17 protein-coding genes, 2 tRNA genes and 2 pseudogenes are annotated in these 19,173 nt (G+C 67.3%); 10 read left to right on the top strand and 11 right to left on the bottom strand.

Translation table 11 applies throughout. From position 1 onward, the window contains the following. Nucleotides 1–184, top strand: a pseudogene (locus JWP60_RS22435) (pantetheine-phosphate adenylyltransferase); the annotation flags it as partial. 3 nt (nt 185–187) lie between these two features. Further along, a complete protein-coding gene (locus JWP60_RS22430; RefSeq protein ID WP_299796320.1) occupies nt 188–487 on the top strand; it encodes a YfhL family 4Fe-4S dicluster ferredoxin in 300 nt (99 codons plus the stop codon). On the opposite strand, the gene JWP60_RS22425 is transcribed toward JWP60_RS22430, so the two are convergent. The 8 genes from JWP60_RS22425 to JWP60_RS22390 form a co-directional block, all read right to left on the bottom strand. Further along, nucleotides 484–906 (bottom strand): hypothetical protein, encoded by a 423-nt coding sequence (locus JWP60_RS22425; protein ID WP_299796319.1) that lies wholly within the window; start codon nt 904–906, stop codon nt 484–486. The genes JWP60_RS22430 and JWP60_RS22425 overlap by 4 nt on opposite strands. 26 nt (nt 907–932) lie before the next feature. Beyond that, nucleotides 933–1,541, bottom strand: a complete 609-nt coding sequence (gene pth / locus JWP60_RS22420) for an aminoacyl-tRNA hydrolase (RefSeq protein ID WP_299796318.1) — start codon at nt 1,539–1,541, stop codon at nt 933–935. A gap of 117 nt (nt 1,542–1,658) precedes the next feature. Continuing rightward, entirely contained in the window at nt 1,659–2,384 is a 726-nt protein-coding gene (locus tag JWP60_RS22415; protein ID WP_299796317.1) for a 50S ribosomal protein L25/general stress protein Ctc, read from the bottom strand. A gap of 199 nt (nt 2,385–2,583) precedes the next feature. Further along, nucleotides 2,584–3,561, bottom strand: a complete 978-nt coding sequence (locus JWP60_RS22410; RefSeq protein WP_299796316.1) for a ribose-phosphate pyrophosphokinase — start codon at nt 3,559–3,561, stop codon at nt 2,584–2,586. 41 nt (nt 3,562–3,602) lie between these two features. Beyond that, nucleotides 3,603–3,679, bottom strand: a tRNA-Gln gene (locus tag JWP60_RS22405). Nucleotides 3,680–3,705: 26 nt separating this feature from the next. After that, on the bottom strand, nt 3,706–4,572 hold the full coding sequence (gene ispE, locus JWP60_RS22400; protein ID WP_299796315.1) for a 4-(cytidine 5'-diphospho)-2-C-methyl-D-erythritol kinase: 867 nt from the start codon (nt 4,570–4,572) through the stop codon (nt 3,706–3,708). 10 nt (nt 4,573–4,582) lie between these two features. Next, the gene (locus tag JWP60_RS22395) at nt 4,583–5,080 is read right to left on the bottom strand and encodes an outer membrane lipoprotein LolB (protein WP_299796314.1); all 498 of its coding nucleotides are present in this window, start codon (nt 5,078–5,080) and stop codon (nt 4,583–4,585) included. Continuing rightward, on the bottom strand, nt 5,077–6,831 hold the full coding sequence (locus JWP60_RS22390) for a tetratricopeptide repeat protein (RefSeq protein WP_299796313.1): 1,755 nt from the start codon (nt 6,829–6,831) through the stop codon (nt 5,077–5,079). Before JWP60_RS22390 ends, JWP60_RS22395 begins: the two co-directional genes overlap by 4 nt. A gap of 84 nt (nt 6,832–6,915) precedes the next feature. On the opposite strand from JWP60_RS22390, the gene mutM reads away from it, so the two are divergent. From mutM to mutY, 3 genes are read left to right on the top strand one after another with little or no spacing between them, the layout of a single operon-like run. Next, a complete protein-coding gene (mutM, locus tag JWP60_RS22385) occupies nt 6,916–7,731 on the top strand; it encodes a bifunctional DNA-formamidopyrimidine glycosylase/DNA-(apurinic or apyrimidinic site) lyase (RefSeq protein WP_299796312.1) in 816 nt (271 codons plus the stop codon). 54 nt (nt 7,732–7,785) lie between these two features. Beyond that, nucleotides 7,786–9,759, top strand: coding sequence for a dynamin family protein (locus tag JWP60_RS22380; protein WP_299796311.1), 1,974 nt, complete (start codon nt 7,786–7,788; stop codon nt 9,757–9,759). Nucleotides 9,760–9,812: 53 nt separating this feature from the next. Next, the gene (gene mutY / locus JWP60_RS22375) at nt 9,813–10,853 is read left to right on the top strand and encodes an A/G-specific adenine glycosylase (RefSeq protein WP_299796310.1); all 1,041 of its coding nucleotides are present in this window, start codon (nt 9,813–9,815) and stop codon (nt 10,851–10,853) included. Between the two features lies 1 nt (nt 10,854). On the opposite strand, the gene rapZ is transcribed toward mutY, so the two are convergent. Genes rapZ through JWP60_RS22360 form a run of 3 tightly spaced genes read right to left on the bottom strand, consistent with a single transcriptional unit; the run spans nt 10,855 to nt 14,303 of the window. Then, nucleotides 10,855–11,730 carry an RNase adapter RapZ gene (gene rapZ, locus JWP60_RS22370; RefSeq protein ID WP_299796323.1) on the bottom strand — a complete coding sequence of 292 codons (876 nt, stop codon included), beginning with the start codon at nt 11,728–11,730 and terminating at the stop codon, nt 10,855–10,857. An 8-nt stretch (nt 11,731–11,738) separates the two neighbouring features. Beyond that, on the bottom strand, nt 11,739–13,406 hold the full coding sequence (gene recN, locus JWP60_RS22365; protein ID WP_299796308.1) for a DNA repair protein RecN: 1,668 nt from the start codon (nt 13,404–13,406) through the stop codon (nt 11,739–11,741). A 3-nt stretch (nt 13,407–13,409) separates the two neighbouring features. Continuing rightward, a complete protein-coding gene (locus JWP60_RS22360) occupies nt 13,410–14,303 on the bottom strand; it encodes an NAD kinase (RefSeq protein ID WP_299796306.1) in 894 nt (297 codons plus the stop codon). A 48-nt stretch (nt 14,304–14,351) separates the two neighbouring features. Between JWP60_RS22360 and hrcA the strand changes: the two genes are divergently transcribed. From hrcA to gspK, 5 genes and pseudogenes are all read left to right on the top strand, one after another. Further along, a complete protein-coding gene (hrcA, locus tag JWP60_RS22355) occupies nt 14,352–15,359 on the top strand; it encodes a heat-inducible transcriptional repressor HrcA (protein ID WP_299796322.1) in 1,008 nt (335 codons plus the stop codon). Nucleotides 15,360–15,425: 66 nt separating this feature from the next. Further along, nucleotides 15,426–15,502, top strand: a tRNA-Ile gene (locus JWP60_RS22350). Between the two features lie 155 nt (nt 15,503–15,657). Beyond that, a pseudogene (locus tag JWP60_RS22345) lies at nt 15,658–15,927 on the top strand (IS110 family transposase); the annotation flags it as partial. A gap of 1,178 nt (nt 15,928–17,105) precedes the next feature. After that, nucleotides 17,106–17,813, top strand: a complete 708-nt coding sequence (locus JWP60_RS22340; RefSeq protein ID WP_299796304.1) for a hypothetical protein — start codon at nt 17,106–17,108, stop codon at nt 17,811–17,813. Nucleotides 17,814–18,008: 195 nt separating this feature from the next. Further along, nucleotides 18,009–18,971 carry a type II secretion system minor pseudopilin GspK gene (gene gspK, locus JWP60_RS22335; protein ID WP_363320957.1) on the top strand — a complete coding sequence of 321 codons (963 nt, stop codon included), beginning with the start codon at nt 18,009–18,011 and terminating at the stop codon, nt 18,969–18,971. Nucleotides 18,972–19,173: the final 202 nt, after the last annotated feature.

Below are 19,173 nucleotides of genomic sequence, written 5' to 3'. Positions count from 1 at the left end.
CGCCATGAACCGCAAGCTGCGGCCGCAGGTTGAAACGGTTTTCCTGCTGCCCGATGCAAGCATGCAATGCATCAGCAGCACCTTGGTGCGCGAAATCAGCACGCTGGGCGGCAATATTGCCGGCATGGTCAGCCCGCAGGTTGCGGCGGCGCTGGCTTTGGTCCACCCGCAACCGGGAGCTTGAGAAATGGCCTTGCTGATCACCGACGACTGCATCAACTGCGACGTGTGCGAGCCCGAATGCCCGAACGAAGCAATTTTCCTGGGCCCGGAAATCTACCAGATCGACCCGAACAAATGCACCGAATGCGTCGGCCACTTCGACGAGCCGCAGTGCGTGCAGGTCTGCCCGGTGGCGTGCATTCCGCTGAACCCGCAGCGCCTGGAAAGCCGCGAGACCCTGATGCAGAAGTACCACCGCCTGGTGGCGCAGGCGAAGGGCGATGCCGGCGCTGCGCAAGCCTTGCCGCCGGCCGCCTTGCCCTAGGCGCTGCGCGTCTTCTTCTTCTTGGCGGGCTTCTTCTTCGCTGTCTTGTGCCCCGGCGAGACCGCCGTGAATTGATCCAGCTTGCCCGCCTTGGCGCGCGTGCTGTCCTTGGGGACGGCATCGGGCTCGCGCAGGGGTGGCGTCTCGGGCCCGATGATCAAGGCCTTGGGCGCGTTCTTCTCCTGCGCGAGGCGGGCTTTCTCCATGGCCTCGGCGCGCACCGCCTCGGCGGCCGCCACGCTGCCGGGCGGCGTGTTCAGCGCGTTGCCCGTGTCGCCCGTCTCCACCACCGCTCCTCCCCCGCCGGCGCAATGCTGCTGCGAGTAGCTGTTGCCGCAGCGGAAGACCGGCTGGGCGCCAGCCCAGGGGCAGGCGAGCGCGGTGGCAGCGGCAATGATGATCAACAGGCGGCGGTGCATGGTCTCCTCCTTGCTGGTGGAAGCTCTCAGTCGGGCTCGGGACGGGGCGGCTTGGGCCGCGGCGCCTTGTGCGTGTGGACGATCAGCGTGGCCTTTTCCATCTCGCCGGCCAGCAGTGCGGGCACGGCCTTGAGCGTGCGGTCCAGGCATTCCTCGATGGCGCTGCGCTGCTCGGGCGAGGGCTTCTTGAGCACCCAGTTGGTCACCTCGGACTTCACGCCGGGGTGGCCGATGCCGATGCGCAGCCGCCAGTAGTCGCCCGTGCCGAGCTGGGCGTGGATGTCACGCAGGCCGTTGTGGCCGGCATGGCTGCCGCCGAACTTGAGCTTGGCCTGGCCGGGGACGACATCGAGCTCGTCGTGCACCACCAGGATTTCTTCGGGCAGGATCTTGTAGAAGCGCGCGAGCGCCGCGACCGACTTGCCCGAGAGGTTCATGAAGGTCTGGGGCTCCAGCAGCCACACGGTCTGGCCGTGGACATTGGCCCGCGCCACGAAGCCGTGGTAGCCGCGGTCGTAAACCAGGTCCACCTTCAATTCGCGCGCGAGTTCTTCCAGCCACCAGAAACCGGCGTTGTGGCGGGTCGCCTGGTACTCGGGGCCCGGATTGCCCAGGCCGACGAACAGCTTGATCATGGTTGACTCGAAAGTTAGTCGGATACGCGCTCAGGCGCAGGGAACTATTGTCGCCAGCCGGCCATGAAAAAAGCCCGCTTGCGCGGGCTTGCGTGGATCCCTGCTTGCGCAGCGACATCACTTCTTGGCGGGAGCCTTGGCGGCGGGCTTGGCAGCGGCCGGCTTGGCAGCAGCGTCCTTGCCAGCCTTTGCCGGGGCTGCCTTGGCAGCAGCACCCTTCGCATCGGCAGCGGCAGCGGGAGCCGCGGCGGCGCCTTCGGCAGCGGCTTCGGCCGATTCCTCGGCGGCCGGCGTCACCACTGAGACCAGCACCGGGTTCGGCTTGCCGTGGGTCACGGCCTTCACGCCCTTGGGCAGTTGCACGTCCTGCAGGTGCAGCGAGGTGCCCTTCTTGATGCCGGACAGGTCGACCTCGATGAACTCGGGCAGGTCGCCCGGCAGGCAGGAGATGTCCAGTTCCGTCATGACCGGGTTGACCAGGCAGTGGTCCACCTTGACCGCATCCGATTCCTCGGCGTTCTTGTAGTGCAGCGGCACCTTCATGTGCAGGCGCGTGTTGGCGTCGACCCGCTGGAAGTCGACGTGCTGCACCTGCTGGCGGAACGGGTGGTACTGCACATCGCGCAGCAGCACCTTGGACGTGGCGCCGCCCAGGTCCATCTCGAGGATGGTGGAGTGGAAGGCTTCCTTCTTCAGGGCATGCCACAGCGCGTTGTGATCGAGCTCGATCTGCTGGGGCTCACCGGTGCCACCGTAAAGAATGCCGGGCGTCTTGCCGACGTTGCGGAGACGGCGGCTCGCACCCGTACCCTGCTTGGCGCGCTCGAAAGCGACGAATTTCATGACGATCTCCAATTCGGACAGCCACCGCGACCAGTGTGCTGCCCATTCAAGAATGGGCGGCTTTCAGCCGCCCTCCAAATCGCGCGCAATAACATGCAGCGCGATTTCACCTGCGGACAGGATCCGGCTTGGCCGGTCCTGTTCGCACTGATTTCCAACCCACTCTGAAAAGTCGCGTCTCGACTTTCAGAGTGACCAATCAGAACAGGTTGACCTGGTCCGAGAAAAGGCTCATCACCGATTCGCCCTTGGCAATGCGCTGGATCGTCTCGGCGATCAGCGGGCCGACGGCAAGCTGGCGGATCTTGGCGCACTCGCGCGCCGCGTCCGACAGCGGAATCGTGTTGGTCACCACCACTTCATCGAGGGCGGAGCCCGCGATGCGCTCGATGGCGGGACCGGAAAAGATCGGGTGCGTGCAATAGGCGTACACGTGCCTGGCGCCGCGCTCCTTGAGCACCTCGGCGGCCTTCACCAGCGTGCCGGCCGTGTCGATCATGTCGTCCATGATCACGCAGTTGCGGCCCTCGATGTCGCCGATCACGTGCATCACCTCGGAGACGTTCGCCCGCGGGCGGCGCTTGTCGATGATGGCAAGGTCGGTGTTCAGCTGCTTGGCCAGCGCGCGGGCGCGCACCACGCCGCCGACGTCGGGCGAGACGACGATCAGGTTGTCGTAGTTCTTCTGGCGCAGGTCGCCCAGCAGCACCGGCGAGGCGTAGATGTTGTCGACCGGAATGTCGAAGAAGCCCTGGATCTGGTCGGCGTGCAGGTCCATGGTCAGCACGCGCTGCACGCCCACGGTTTCCAGCAGGTTGGCCACCACCTTGGCCGAGATCGGCACGCGGGTCGAGCGCGGGCGGCGGTCTTGCCGGGCGTAGCCGAAGTAGGGAATCACGGCCGTGATGCGTTCCGCCGAGGCGCGCTTCAAGGCGTCGACCATGATCAGCAGTTCCATCAGGTTCTCGTTCGTGGGCGCGCAGGTGGACTGCACCACGAAGACGTCCCGGGCCCGCACGTTGGTGTTCACCTCCACCGTGACTTCGCCATCGGAGAAGCGGTCGACCTTGGCCGCGCCGATGGCGATGCCCAGGTGCGTGGCAATCTCTTCGGCCAATGCCGGATTGGCATTGCCCGTGAACACCATCAAGTCGGGAGTGGGAGGAGTAGCCTGCATGGGGAACGGGATGGTTTCTGACCCAACGTCAACGAACGGTTTGGCAGGGGAGGAAGGACTCGAACCCTCGCATGCCGGAATCAAAATCCGGTGCCTTGACCAACTTGGCGACTCCCCTACACAGGTCTGCCGCTGCGAACAGCGTCAAACCGAATCGTCGCTGGGTGCCCACCCCACCAGGGGATGGACCTCCATATTGCTGCACTCCCGCACCACCCAGCCGTCTTCGGCCCAGTGCGCCGGCGCCCGACCGAGAAGTTTACCCGGTGGCAGCAGCGCGAAGACCGCGCTACCGGAGCCCGTCATGCGGGCTCGCAAGTCCTGCGAACCCAGCCATTCGATCGCCTCGCCCACTTCGGGACAAAGCTTGCGGGCCACGGACTCCAGGTCGTTCCGACCGAAATCCCAAGGATGTGCAGCAAAGCCTGCGATTGTAGCACTCTCGCAATCCCGTTTCAGCGCGGGGCTGGCGAAGATGTCCTTGGTGGCCAAGCCGCGACCGGGCTTGACCACTGCGAAGCGCGCGCGGGGCAGCGTGACGGGTGTGATCTGCTCGCCCACGCCCTCGACCCACGCATTGCGCCCGCGCAGGAAAAAGGGCACGTCCGCGCCGAGCGAAAGACCGATCTTCTCGAGTGCGCTCAAGGGCAGATGCAGGTCCCACAGGCGATTGAGCGCAAGCAGGCAACTGGCCGCATCGGAGGAGCCTCCGCCCATTCCGGCCTCCGCGGGCAGGCGCTTTTCGATGGCAATGTGCGCGCCTGCGGTCGTGCCGGTCGCTTCCTGCAGCGCGCGGGCCGCTCGCAGCGTCAGGTCATTTTCCGGCAGCGGCGTGAGCCGGTCTTCGCGGCTGAGCGCGCCGTCGCCGCGCCGTTCGAAATGCAGCGTGTCGTGCCAGTCCAGCAGCATGAAGGCGGACTGCAGCAGGTGATAGCCATCCGCTCGCCGCCCGGTGACGTGCAGGAACAGATTCAGCTTCGCCGGCGCGGCGATGTCGTGCAGCGAGCGCATCGCGCCAGCATCAGTGCTCGAACACCACGCGCAGGTCGACCAGCGGCGGGGGCGTGGTGCGCTGCGCGTGCAGGCGGCCGTCGGCCACGCTGCTCACGTCGACGCCCCAGCCAGACACCGGGGTCGCCTTGCCGGCCAGCCAGTCGAACAGCGAGGCGACCGGCAGCGGCGCACCCGTGGCCTCCTGCGCCAGTTCCTCCAGCGAGGCGAACTGGCGCGTGGTGCCGTTGGCGCGCAGGGTCGCGGTGCCGGGCGACCAGGCGAGCACGGCCGCCGTGCCGCCGAGGGGATTCGTCAGCGTCAGCTCGCCGGCTTCCGGCGCGCCCTTGAGTTCGAAGCCCGCGGAGAAGGACTGGTTGGCCCGGCCTTCGACGTTCAGGGCCAAGCGCCCGCTCCAGGATTGCGCGCCCGGCGCGCTCGGGGTGCGCGGCGGCGTCGCGCAGCCGGCCAGCAGCAGCGCGCAGGCCAGCGCCAGCCACCATGCGCGCAGCAGTCGCGCTGTGCTCACGGCTTCACCTTGAAGCGCTTGAGCGTCTCCAGCAGCGTCTCGTTTTCCGGATTGAGCATCAGCCCTTCGCGCCAGATGCTTTGCGCCTGGTCGCGCTGGCCCACGGTCCAGAGCACCTCGCCGAGATGCGCCGCGATTTCGGGGTCGGGGCGTTCCTTGAACGAGGTCTGCAGGATGCGCAGCGCCTCGTTGCGGTTGCCCATGCGGAATTCGACCCAGCCGAGGCTGTCGCTGATGAAGGGATCGCCCGGCGCGTATTCCAGCGCCTTCTGGATCAGTTGCTTGGCCTCGGGCAGCCGCTGGCCGCGCTCGGCCAGCGAAAAGCCCAGGGCGTTGTATGCGTGCTGGTAGTCCGGCTTGCGCACCATCAACTGGCGCAGCAGCCGCTCCATGTCGTCATAGCGGCCCAGCTTCTCGGCGACCATCGCCTGGTCGTACAGCAGGTCGGTGTCTTCCGGGTCCTTGGCCGCCGTCTGCGCGAGCAGGTCGTAGGCGTCCTTGAAGTCCTTGTTGTCGCGCAGCAGCTGGATCTCGGCCAGCACCTTCATGCGCGCATCGGCGGGCGTGCGCTCCGGCAGCGAGCGCAGCAGCTTGCGCGCATCGCCCATCTTGCCCTGGCGCGCCAGGATGGAGGCGCGCCGGTTCTGCGCCTGCAGCAGGTCCTGCGAATTCTCGATCTTGTCCAGCCACGCGTTCGCCTGCGCGAAATCGTTGCGCCGCTCGGAGACTTGCGCGAGCGTCAGATACGCCTGCGCCATGCCGCGACTGCGTTCCTCGCCGGCGGCCTGGGGTTCCATCAGCGCGAGGTACTTGCGGGTGGCGGCCTCGGCTTCGGGCAGGTGGTTGTCCTGCAGCAGCAGCGTGCCCTGCGCCAGCCACGCCTCGGCGAGGTCGGGCCGCTCGCGCGTGACCGCCTCGACCTGCTGCAGCGCCTCGGGATAGCGCTGCGCATCGAGCAGCGTGCGCGCGTAGGCCATGCGCAGTTCGGCGATCGGCTGGCCCGCCATGTAATTGCGCACCAGCGTCTCGGCCTCGGCCTGCCGCGCGTCCATCAATTCCATCGCCAGCAACACGGGGCCTTCGGCGCGCGGGTTCAGTGCCTGGCCGCGACGGGCCGCCTCCAGTGCGCCCGCGTTGTCGCCCGCTGCCAGCCGCAGCCGGCCCACGGCGGTCCAGGCGGCCGGGCCGGTTGCGGCGTCCTGCAGGTTGGGCGCGAGCGCTTGCTCCACCACGCTGGCGGCCAGCTTCTTGTCGCTGGCGCGGGCATAGCCGCGCGCCAGGGCGGAGATCACGGCAGGCCTGTCCTTGGGGTCGACCAGCGCGATCTCGGTCTTCAGCGGCTCCAGGCTTTCCGGGATGCGATTGAGCGTGACCAGGATCTGCAGCACATAGCGGTTGGCCTCGCGCGATTGCGGAAATGCCTTCTTCCAGGCCTGCGCAGCCTGCAGGGCGGCGTCGCCGGAGCGCGCCTGCATGGCGATCTCCACCGCATGCTGGTAAAGCTCGGGGTCGTTGGTCTTGCGCGCGGCGTCCAGGATGAGCGCGAAGCCGGCGCCCGGCTCGTCGCCATCCGCGCTCAGTTCCCCCAGCAGCAGCTGGTAGAACAACTGGGCATCCATGCCGCTGCTGGTGGGCGCCGCGGCCACGCTGGTGGGCTCGGGTGCAGTCTCGGAGACCTGGGCCAGCACCGGCATGGCGGCCGTCCAGCAAAGGAGAGCGGCGGCCACGGCCGCCTTTCGGATTCGCATCATGATCGAACCATCATAATCGCTAGGGTCCACCTGAAAAGACCTGGCCCGGCTGCTTTGCCAAGGCGATACGCCGGCCCCGATTCCATGCCCGAACTCCCGGAAGTCGAGGTCACCCGCCTCAGTTTTGCCGACCGCATCGCCGGCGCGCGGATCGAGGCGGTGCGCCTGGGCAAGCCCCTGCGCTGGCCGTTGGGGGTCGCGGGCGATGCCCTGGTGGGCCGCACGGTGCAGTCGGTGCGGCGGCGCGGGAAATACCTGCTGCTCGATCTGGACGCGGGCCTGCTGCTGCTGCACCTGGGGATGTCGGGCAGCCTGCGCTTCGACACGCACGTGCCGGAGGCGGCGCTGCACGATCACTTCGACCTGGTCACCACGCAGGGCGTGCTGCGCCTGAACGACCCGCGTCGCTTCGGCGCGGTGGTCTATGCCGCCGGCGAATCCGCGCCGCAGGCCGTGAAGCTGCTGGGCGGATTGGGTGTCGAGCCCCTGGGCGAGGGCTTCGACCTGTCGGCCTTCCATGCCGGGCTGAAGAAGCGCAAGGCCGCGATCAAGCAGGTCCTGCTTTCGGGGGATGTCGTGGTAGGCGTGGGCAACATCTATGCATCGGAGGCGCTGTTCCTGGCCGGCATTCGGCCCACGGTGTCGGCGGCCCGCATCAGCCGCCCGCGCGCGGCGCGGCTGCAGGCGGCGATCCGTGACGTGCTGGCGCGCGCGGTGGCCAAGGGGGGCAGCACGCTGCGTGATTTTTCCAATGCCCAGGGTGAATCCGGCTATTTCCAGCTCGAAGCGATGGTCTATGACCGTGGCGGCCAACCCTGCAAAGTGTGCGGAACTCCCATCCGGACGATGCGCCAAGGGGCACGTGCGACGTATTTTTGCCCTACGTGCCAGAAGTCATGAGGGCCGCCAAAACGCCGATGCTATAGTCAACTCGACCAGAAGTTCCGGGCCACTGTGAGTACCTCCTTCAACGACCAGTTCGACCAGCACGGCGCATGGCGGCGCGACTTTGCCCTGCGCCTGAAGCTGCTCGCCGAATGGCTGAAGGACCACGACCTGCTCGATAGCGCGGTTGAGGAGCGCCTGCGCCGCCTCGAGGGGCAGATGCGCTCCGACAAGGTCATGGTGGCCTTCGTGGCCGAGTTCTCGCGCGGCAAGTCGGAATTGATCAACGCGATCTTCTTCGCCGGCTACAAGCGTCGCATCATGCCGGCGAGCGCGGGCCGCACGACGATGTGCCCGACCGAGCTGGGCTACGACGCCCAGGTGCCGCCCTGCCTGCGCCTGCTGCCCATCGAGACGCGCCTGCAGATGCAGCCGCTGATGGAATGGCGCGCGGTCCCCGAGAAGTGGACCCGCATCGACCTGGACGTCAACGATCCGGCGCAGCTCGCCAAGGCCTTCGAGAAGGTCTCGGAGGTGCGGCGTGTCACGCTGGAAGAGGCCAGGGCGCTCGGCCTGTGGCACGAGGAAGCGCCCGAAGACAACCCGATGATCGGGTCCGACGGCCTGGTCGAAGTGCCGCGCTGGCGCCATGCGCTGATCAACATCGCGCACCCGCTGCTCAAGCAGGGCCTGGTGATCCTCGATACGCCTGGCCTCAACGCCATCGGCGCCGAGCCGGAACTGACCGTCAACCTGATCCCGCAGGCGCATGCGGTGGTGTTCATCCTGGCCGCCGACACGGGCGTGACCAAGTCCGACCTCGCGATCTGGCGCGAACACCTGATCGCCGAAGACAATGACTCGGGCTCGCGCCTGGTCGTCCTGAACAAGATCGACACCATGTGGGATGCCCTCAGCACCCCGCAGCAGGTGCAGGCGCAGATCGAGCGCCAGCGCACGACCACGGCGCAGATCCTCGGTCTGCAGCAGCACCAGGTGATCCCGGTGTCCGGCCAGAAGGGCCTGGTCGCCAAGGTCAACAACGATGCGGAGCTGCTGAAGGCCAGCCAGTTGCCGGTGCTCGAAGAAGCGCTGGCGCATGGCGTCATGGGGCAGCGGCAGAAGATCCTGCGCGCCGCGGTCGGCACGAACATCGGCGAATTGCGCAGCGAGGCCACGCGCGTGCTGGGCATCCGCCGGCGCGACCTGTCCGAGCAGATGGTGGAGCTCAAGGGCCTGCGCGGCAAGAACACCTCGGTGATCCGCCACATGCGCGCGCGCATCGAGCAGGAACAGGCCGACTTCGACGCCAGCGGCGCCAAGATCCATGCGGTTCGCTCGGTGCACCTGAAGCTGCTGCGCGACGTGTTCGATCTGCTGGGCACGGCCACGCTCAAGACCCAGATGACCGAGCTCACCGATGCCCTGCGCACGCGCGGCCTCAAGCTCGGCGTGCGCAAGGCGTATGCGCGCACCTTCGACCGCCTGCGCGAAGGCCTGCGCCAGGGCGAGAAGATCAGCGGCGAGATCCAGACGATGCTGACCGGCACCTTCCGCCAGCTCAATGCCGAATACGGCTTCTCGCTGCAGGCCCCGCGCGAGCCGGACCTGGCGCGCTACGAGCGCGACCTCGACCTGGTGGAGCGCAGCCACAACCAGTACCTGGGCGTGAGCAACGCGCTCAAGCTGGCGCAGCCCGAATTCGCCGATCGCCTGGTGCGCGCATTGGCCACGCGGCTGCGCGTGATCTACGAATCGGCGCTGGGCGAAGTGGAACTGTGGAACAAGTCCGCCGCCGCGCAACTCGATGCGCAGCTGCGCGAGCGTCGGCGCAATTTCGGCCGCCGCCTGGAAGCGATCGAGCGCATCCAGCAGGCCGCGACCGGCCTGGACGACCGCATCACCGAGATCGAAGCGCAGGAGGCCGCGCTCGACGCGCTCGACGCGAAGCTCGAGCAACTGACTTCGCAGCTGACCGCCGCGCCGCTGAGCGCGAACGTCGACGCGGGCGACACCGAGCCCGCCGCCCTGCGCACGGCATGACGAGCCCGCCGGGCCGCCCCAAGGGCGAGCAACCGGAGTGCGTAGCGCGGAGATTGTCCTGTGATCCGGCCGGCTTTGCCGGCCGCGTGATCCGCTGGCAGCGCACGCACGGCCGCAACACCCTTCCCTGGCAGAACACGCGCGATCCGTATCGCGTGTGGCTCTCAGAGATCATGTTGCAGCAGACGCAGGTGGCGGCGGTGCTGGGTTACTACGAGCGCTTCCTCACCCGCTTTCCCGACGTGCAGGGCCTGGCCGCGGCGCCGCTCGACGACGTGCTGGCGCAGTGGAGCGGCCTGGGCTACTACAGCCGTGCGCGCAACCTGCACGCCTGCGCGCAGCAGGTGGTGCAGCTTCATGGCGGCGCATTTCCGCAAACGGCGCTAGTGCTGCAGACGCTGCCCGGGATCGGGCCGTCGACGGCGGCGGCGATCTCTTCCTTCTGCTTTGGCGAGCGCGCCGCGATCCTCGATGGCAACGTCAAGCGCGTGCTGACGCGCGTGCTCGGATTCGGCGAGGACCTGGCGTCCTCAACGAACGAGAAGCAGCTGTGGTGCCACGCCCGCGCACTGCTGCCGGCGCGCGAGCTGCAGGAGAACATGCCCCGCTACACGCAGGGCCTGATGGACATCGGCGCGACGGTGTGCCTGCCGCGCAATCCCGGCTGCCTGATCTGCCCCGTGCAGACGCAGTGCACGGCGTGTGCCGAGGGCCGGCCCGAGGCGTATCCGGTGAAGACGCGCAAGCTCAAACGCGGGGCCGAGTCGCTGTGGCTGCTGCATGCGCGCGCGGAGAACGGCGCGGTGTGGCTGCAAAAGCGGCCCACGCCCGGCGTGTGGGCGGGGCTCTATTGCCTGCCGGTGTTCGCGAGTCGCGCTGCGCTGGATGCCGCCTTGCCGCAGCCGGTGCGCGGCAACGTGCGCGAGGTCGAGCCTTTCGTGCACGTGCTCACGCACAAGGACCTGCACCTGCATCCGATCCAGGCGATGTTGCCGGCAGGATGGAGCGCGGGGGAGGGCGCGTGGTTCGGGGCGAGGGAGTGGCCGGGCCTGGGATTGCCGGCGCCGGTGCGAAGGTTTCTCGAAGCAGTTTGAACTAGAACTTCCCCAGCTCCCGGTGCCGCTTCAAGGTGGTCCAGCGCTCCCCGAACTCCTCGCACAGCCGCTCCACCAGGTACACCGACCGATGCTGCCCGCCCGTGCAGCCTATGCCCACCGTCACGTAGCTGCGGTGATTGCGCGCCAGCGGTTCCAGCCAGTGATCCAGGAAAGCGGCGATGTCGGCGAACATCTCCTCGACCTCGCCGTGCCGCTGCAGGTATTCCGCCACCGGCGCATCCAGCCCCGTGAGCGCCTTCAGTTCCGGCTCGTAGTGCGGATTGGGCAGCATGCGCACGTCGAAGATGTAGTCCGCATCCACCGGGATGCCGCGCTTGAAGGCAAACGACTCGAACACCAGCGTGAGCTGCGCGTGCGGCGCCGACAGCAGCGCCTTCACGTAGTCCTGCAATTGCGCGGCGCGCAGCACGCTGCTGTCGATCACGTGCGCGTGCTCGCGCAGGTCGGCCAGCAGTTCGCGTTCGAGCTCGATAGCTTCGACCACCGCCCGGTGCTGGTCGACGCCGGCCTGGGCCGAGGCCTTGGACAGCGGGTGGCGGCGGCGCGTCTCGGAGAAGCGCCGCACCAGCGTGTCGGTGGTCGAGTCCAGGAACAGCGGCCGCACGGCGACGCCCCGCTGCATCAGCTCGCGCAGGTCCTCGGGCACCTGCGGCAAGGCATTGGCGCTGCGCACGTCCATGGCAATGGCCACCCGGCGCCGCGCGTTCTTCTGTTCGAGGTCGACGAACTGCAGCAACAGCTCGGGCGGCAGGTTGTCGACGCAGAAATAGCCGGCATCCTCCAGCGCCCGCAGCGCCACGGACTTGCCGGAGCCGGACATGCCGGTGATGAGGATCAGCTCCAGCGGCGCCATGGTCAACGTCACCCCTTTGCCGCGGCCGCCGCCGCATCGCCCAGCATTTCCTTGGCATGCGCCAGCGTCGTGCCGGACAGGCGCTCGCCGCCCAGCATGCGGGCGATTTCGGCCACGCGCTTCTCGCCCTCCACCGGCGCGACGCTGCTGCTGACCCCGCCGCCCGCGGCTTGCTTGGCCACGAGCAGGTGGTGATCGGCACACGACGCAACCTGCGGCAGGTGCGTCACGGCGAGCACCTGCCGGTCGCGCCCGAGCTGCTTCATGAGGCGACCCACCGTCTCGGCCACCGCACCGCCGACGCCGGAATCGACCTCGTCGAAGATCAGCGTCTGCGCTTCCCCCAGGCGGCTGGTGGTGACGGCGATCGCCAGCGCGATGCGCGAAAGCTCGCCGCCCGAGGCGACCTTGCCCACCGGGCGCGGCGTGCTGCCGGCATGGCCGGCCACCAGGAAGGCGACCTCTTCCAGTCCCCAGGAACTGGGCGCCTCGGTTTTTTCGAGCGCCACCTCGAAACGGCCGCCCTGCATGCCCAGCCCCTGCATCGCCAGCGTCACGGCCTTCGAGAGCTGCGGCGCCGCCTTGGCGCGGGCCTTCGAGATGGCCCGTGCTTCAACCAGCAAGGCTTCGTGCTCCTTCTTTTCCGCTGCTTCCAGCGAAGCAAGGTCGGCGGCCGCATCGAGCCTGGCCAGTTCTTCCTGCCACGAGGCGAGCAGCGCCGGCAAGTCGGACGGCTGTCGCTTGTAGCGGCGTGCGAGCGACAACCAGGAGGACATGCGCGTATCGAGCTCCGCGAGCCGCTCCGGGTCGAGTTCGGTCTTGCGCAGGTAGCCGTGCAGCGAATGCGCGGCGTCCTCCAGCTGCGCCAGGCTCGAGGCCAGCACTTCGGCGATCTCGCGGAACTGCGGCTCCAGGTGCTCCTGTCCGCGCAGCGCATCGAGCGCCTGTGCCAGCGGCTGGCGCGCGCCGCCCTCGTCGCCATCGAGCAGCTCTTGCGCGCCCTGCGCTGCCTCCAGCAAGGCCTGTGCGTGCGACAGGCGGGTGTGGCTGGCGTTCAGTTCGTCCCATTCGTCGGCGCCGGGCGCCAGCTTGTCGACCTCGCCGATCTGCCACGCCAGGCGCTCGCGTTCGCGCTGCAGCGAATCCTGCGTCGAGCGCGCATCGGCGAGCGTCTTTTGCGCGGCGCGCCATGCGGCCCACAGTTGTTGCAGGCGGTCGGTTGCAATGCCGGCGTAGCCATCGAGCAGCGCGCGCACGGAGTCGGCCCGCGTGAGGCTCTGCCACGCGTGCTGCCCGTGGATGTCGACGAGATGGTCGCCCAGCTCGCGCAGCTGCGTGGCCGTGGCGGCGCTGCCGTTGATCCAGGCGCGGCTCTTGCCCTGGCTGTCGATCGTTCGCCGCAGCAGCAAGGTGTCGCCAGCGTCGAAGCCGGCCTCCTGCAGCCAGGGCAGCAGGCTGGCCGGCGAATCGAACTCGGTGCTGATCTCGGCGCGCGCAGCGCCCTCGCGCACGACGCTCGTTTCGGCGCGGGCGCCGAGTGCGAGCTGCAGCGCGTCGACCAGGATCGACTTGCCCGCGCCGGTTTCGCCGGTGAGCACGGAAAAGCCGTCGGCCAGCTCGAGTTCGAGCTCGCGGACGATGACGAAGTCGCGCAATGCGATGCGTTTCAGGCTCACGGATCAGGCGCCCTCGTTCCAGTGCAGTTTCTTGCGCAGGGTGTCGAAATACGTCCACCCCTTGGGATGCAGAAATCGTACCTTGTGCTGCGAGCGGCGCACGGTGATGCGGTCCCCGTGCAGCAGGGAGGCCAGCGATTGCATGTCGAAGTTGGCGCTGGCATCGCGGCCGGAGACGAGTTCGATGGTGATCTCGACCTCCTGGGGCAGCACGATGGGCCGGTTCGACAGCGTGTGCGGCGCGATCGGCACCAGCACCCAGCCTTGATTGGACGGATGCAGCAGCGGACCGCCCGCCGACAGCGCATAGGCGGTGGAGCCGGTGGGCGAGGCCACGATCAGGCCGTCGGCCCGCTGGTTGGCCACGAAGTGCCCGTCGACCTCCACCCGCAGTTCGACCATGCCGGAGGTGGCGCCGCGATTGACCACGACGTCGTTCATGGCCAGCGCGTCGAACACGATGTGGCCGTCGCGCACCACATGCGCGTGCATCAGCGCGCGCTGGTCCTCCTCGTACTCGCCGGCCAGCATGGGGGGCAGCACGGTGGCGTACTGGTCCAGGGGGATGTCGGTGATGAAGCCCAGCCGCCCCTGGTTGATGCCGATCAGGGGCACGCCATGGCGCGCGAGCTGGCGGCCTATGCCCAGCATGGTACCGTCACCGCCCACCACCAGACCCAGGTCGCACTGGGCGCCGATGCCGGCAACATCGGCGACGGGACGGCCGGAGATGCCGGCCACGGCCGCAGTGTCGCGTTCCACCACCACCTGGCAGCCCTGCGCCGTCAAAAATTCCGCAATGTCCTCCAGGCCGGCGCGCATCGACGCAGCCACGGCCGGGGCAAGGGCGGCGTGGTACTTGCCGATCAGGGCAACGTGCCTGAAGATGGAATTCATCGTCAAATTACATCACTAAAATGGGGACCGCCCCCTGCTGTTCCCATGATGCTCGATGACCGCGCCAAGCTGTTGCTCAAAGCCCTGATCGAGCGCTATATCGCCGACGGGCAACCCGTGGGCTCGCGCACGCTATCGCGCGCGTCCGGCCTGGAACTCTCGCCGGCCACGATCCGCAACGTGATGTCCGACCTGGAGGAACTGGGGCTGGTCGCCAGTCCGCACACCTCCGCCGGGCGCGTGCCCACCGCGCGCGGCTATCGCCTCTTCGTCGACACGATGCTGACGGCGCGCCGCGAGCAGATGGCCTCCATGCCCTTGCTGCCGCCCGACCAGCCGCAGCGCGTGATCGCGCATGCGGCGCAGATGCTGTCGAACATGTCGCAGTTCGTCGGCGTGGTGGTGGCGCCCCGACGCAGCTCGGTCTTTCGCCACATCGAATTCCTGCGCCTGTCGGAGCGCCGCTTCCTGGTGATCATCGTGTCGCCCGAAGGCGATGTGCAGAACCGGGTGGTGCACACCGCGGCCGACTACACGCAGTCGCAACTGGCTGAAGCCGCCAATTACCTCAATGCCAATTACGCCGGCCTGACGATCGAAGCCGTGCGCGAGCGGCTGAAGGGCGAGGTCGAAGAGCTGCGCAGCGAGATCGTCACGCTGATGCAGACGGCGGTGGAGGCGAGCTCGCAGGCGATGGAGCAGGACCAGGAAGAAGTCGTCATCTCGGGCGAGCGCAACCTGCTGGCGGTGACCGACTTCGCCGGCGACATGAAGCACCTGCGCCACGCCTTCGAGCTGTTCGAGCAGAAGACCCAGCTGATGCGCCTGCTGGAGGTGTCCAGCAAGGCCGAGGGGGTGCGCATCTTCATCGGCGGCGAAAGCCAGATCGTGCCCTTCGAGGAACTCTCGGTGGTGAGCGCGCCTTACGAGGTGGACGGCCAGGTGGTGGGCACCCTGGGCGTGATCGGCCCGACACGCATGGCGTACGACCGCATGATCCAGATCGTGGACATCACTTCGCGGCTGGTGAGTAATGCGTTGAGCCATAACAAGTAGGCCGCCGACCCTGGGCGATCGCGGCGCGGGCCGCCGCCGCCGGGGTCCCTACAATGAGGGGTAGGCGGGCCGTTAGCTCAGTTGGTTAGAGCAGGGGACTCATAATCCCTTGGTCGCTGGTTCGAGCCCAGCACGGCCTACCAGAAATGCCGCTTCATGCTTGAATATGTTGCTATCTACTTCATAGCGTCTGAATTTCGCTCCTGGAGCTGGTGACAGTCTGGTGCCAGTGGAGGGGTGGTTAGGGTGCGGCGCTTCTCCGGTCCGCCCTGTGCCGTCACAGTGCGCAGTAAGGCTGCTGAGCGCCGCAGCGATGGTGGCCAGCGTCGGCGACGCCGAGAACTTCGGCGCCGGGGCTCGGCAGCACTCCAGAAGCGACAAGCCTAGCTTGCTCGGAACGAGTAAACGCGGAGATGCATACCTGCGAGCGATGCTGATCCACGGTGCCAGATGGGTCATTTGCCGAACCAAGAACGTTGCAGCCGCGGCGTTGGCCAACAAGACCAGGATCATCTATGCGTTGCTTGCACATGACCGCGAGTTCAGGGCGGACTATGCTGCGGCATAAGAGGGCATCCACCCATCCCCCCGCCGTGACGCGGGCCAGCCTGGTGTTCACCATCCAATAAGGAGAGCGGCCCGACTTGGCGGGACCTCCCTTCCGCGGATCGGCACCAAGGTGCCTGCAGAAACGAACCATCGGGGAGTGGTGGATCCGGACCGCAGGATTAACCTCTGCCCACCGAGTAGCACTTAAGAAATCATGTTCCAGATTTCGATGCCCGCCATGGGAGGCGGGTGCTTGCACTCCGGAAATCGCCGGCATGCTGTCGGCGACACCCGTGCGAGAAGCACGACCACCGCGGAGTACGTGATGAAGATCGACTCCACCTGCGCGCGTCGGCGCCGCCAGGCAGAACAGCAAGAGCATCAACAACACGGTGGTAAGCGTCGTCCCGCCCGTTAGTCGCTGAGTGGCCTTCTAAGCCGGCCGGGTGCGAAGCGCGGGCGGCTCACCGACGCCGGCGTCCCTTTCTCGTTCTGCCTGACGGTCGCCGCCTAACCGCGAGCGCGAGGTGGCAGCACGCGCGTTCTGTCCCCCCTTGCCTGGATGACCGCCGGCCCATGAAACGGTCGCGCAGCGCCGTTCTCCTCACACTTGGAACGGGACTTAAGTTCCTTACAACGAACTCGTCTCGATCCGGTTAGCCGCCGCCGAAAAGCATGCACAACGGCGGTTTGCCCCCCCCGGAAGGCACGCTCCCCGCTGTTGGGCCCACCTGGGTGGGACTTGGGTGCCTGCACCCTTCCAGCGGGGAATTCAACCCGCAGGCGGGTTCTTTCGGTCTGACCTGCTGCGCTTTCGCCATACCCCCGTTGGTTCTTTTCGGCCCACCACCTTGGAACAACCGAGGTTCTGTCCCCGCGTTGGCAAGGCATAGCGCCAGGATGGCCGAACTTGATGACAAAGATGTCACCGTTAATCAGGTTGTAGTACCAACGTCGTATCACAGGCACGACTCGTGCTGAGAACCCGGCGCGGACCGCCGATTCATATCGTCCCGTGAAGCAAGAGCGCGGACTGCAGGTCTGAACAGCCCGGCTTCAGGTTTCCCAAACCCACACACTCCAGCAGGAGGCATCATGAAGCGCGCTACATCGGTCGACGGAGGCTGCGGAGGGCTCTCATTGAGATGGCTCTGCCTGGTCCTGGTCCTACTCTCTTGTTTCTTCACCACACCCGCCATGGCGAGGGGCGGCCCCGCAGGCGGCGTGCTGGTCCCGCCCGGGACCGTCGTGCCGCCCGTCGTGCCGGGCCAGCCCGTACCCGCGGTGATCGATGCGTTCACTTCGCTGGGCGCCGTCGTTGCCGACGGACTGCCGCACACCGTGACCATCACGGTGACGGCCACCAACCCGAACGATCCGGCGACGCTCATGTCGTACGCCTTCAGCACCCTGTCGAAGGGCGTGTTCTTCTCATGCGGCATCTGCACCGCCAGTGCCGGCTTCTCGCCGGTGTCCATCACGGCCACGATCACCACGAAGAGCACCGCTCCGATCATCATCGACACCGCCGTTGCGAACGGGGTGTTGCCGGATGCCGTCGCTACCCTGACCATCGTGCCGGAAGCTGTAGCTGTCGCGCCGAAGCCGCCCATCGTGACCAAGCAGGCTGGCGTGCTGGCCGGTGCGACGGTGACCCTGAGCGCGATCGCGAAGGCCAACAACAACACCTCGCCGATCACCATCAGCTTCCTCCAGACCGGTGGACCCGCTGTGGAACTGCTGCTCAACCCGACGACGGGCCTGGCGCCGAACCAGTCGGCCACCGCGACCTTCGTGGTGCCGGTGAATACGGCCGGCCAGACCTTCACGTTCGTTGCGGTTGCAACCGATCCGGCCTCCGGCCTGACGACCAACAGCGGAACGATCACGGTGAAGACGCAATGAACGCAGTGATCGTCAACAGCACGCTGCCGCCCGACGTGTCGGGTAGCACGGCGCTGCCGATCACGGTCCGCTGAAATTCACGCCGGCCGACGTGCCCGGGACGCTGACGCCCACCTGCGGTGCTACGCCGCAGGGACGCGCCATTGCGGGCCGGCTGCAGCGTGACTGGATGCGCCCCACTTTCGGAGCGAGCGGATGATGCGCTCACGCCAACACGGCGCGGCCCTGCTGGTCGCCATGCTCACCGTCACCCTGGTGGCCACGCTCGCGGCCGGGGCGATGTGGCAGCAATGGCGCAGCGTGGAGGTGGAGGCCGCCGACCGCTCGCGCGTGCAATCGAGCTGGATCCTCACCGGCGCCCTCGACTGGGCGCGCCTGATCCTGCGCGAGGACTTCCAGGCCGGCAACATCGACCATCTCGCGGAGCCTTGGGCGGTTCCCTTGCAGGAGGCGCGGCTGTCGACTTTCCTCGCGGCCGACCCAAACAACATGATGTACAGCGGTGACGCCGCCGACAACGTGTTCCTGTCAGGCGAGATCACCGACCTGCAGGGCAGGCTCAATCTCGGCAACCTGGTCGCGGCCGGCTCGATCCAGCAGGATCCGTTCAAGCAGTTCCAGCGCTTGTTCGACGTGCTCGGGCTGCCGGCCGACCAATTGAGCAAGCTGGCCGAGAGCCTGCGCTTTGCCTCCGACATCCACATCGACAATCTCAACTCCGGCAAGGCAATGTTGTTCCCGCAACGAATCGAACAGCTCGCCTGGTTGGGCGTGCCGCAGGACACGATCACGGCCCTCGAGCCCTACGTCACCATCCTGCCGGGCACCACCAGCGCGCCGGTGAACATCAACACGGCACCGGCGGAAGTCCTGTATGCCGTCGGCACCAATCTCGCCCTCGCAGATGCCAAGCGCGTGGTGGCCGATCGCGAACACCAGGCCTTCAATTTCGTGACCGATACGGCCAGGCTGCTGCCCACCGGCTCGAGCTTCCCGCCGCTCTACGCCGGCGTGAAGTCGGACTACTTCGAAGTCCGGGGCCGCCTGCGCCTGGACGACACCGTCATCGAGGAGCGCTCCCTGATCCATCGCGTTGGCACGAAAGTAACGGTCGTGCACCGCGAGCGCGGCGCCTTCGAGCAAGCCGCGCCGCGGTGACACCTACAATCTGCCGCGCATTGACTCATCAGAACTGCTACCCGTGCTGACCTGTTGCCTCACGTAGTTTGCTACCCGTCGGATTGTCCGGCGGGGGCGGCACAACGTGACGAGGCAAATCAGCATGACGACACGCAAGGAACTGGTCCAGGCGCTGCGGGAGCGGTATCGCAGCGCGGCGTTCGGTGACCGAATCAAGATC

The sequence above is a fragment of the Ramlibacter sp. genome (genome assembly GCF_028291745.1).
In the GTDB taxonomy this organism is placed as follows: Bacteria; Pseudomonadota; Gammaproteobacteria; order Burkholderiales; family Burkholderiaceae_C; genus Ramlibacter.
The sequence above is the reverse complement of the archived record's forward strand: the minus strand, read 5'-3'. Positions and strand labels throughout refer to the sequence as shown.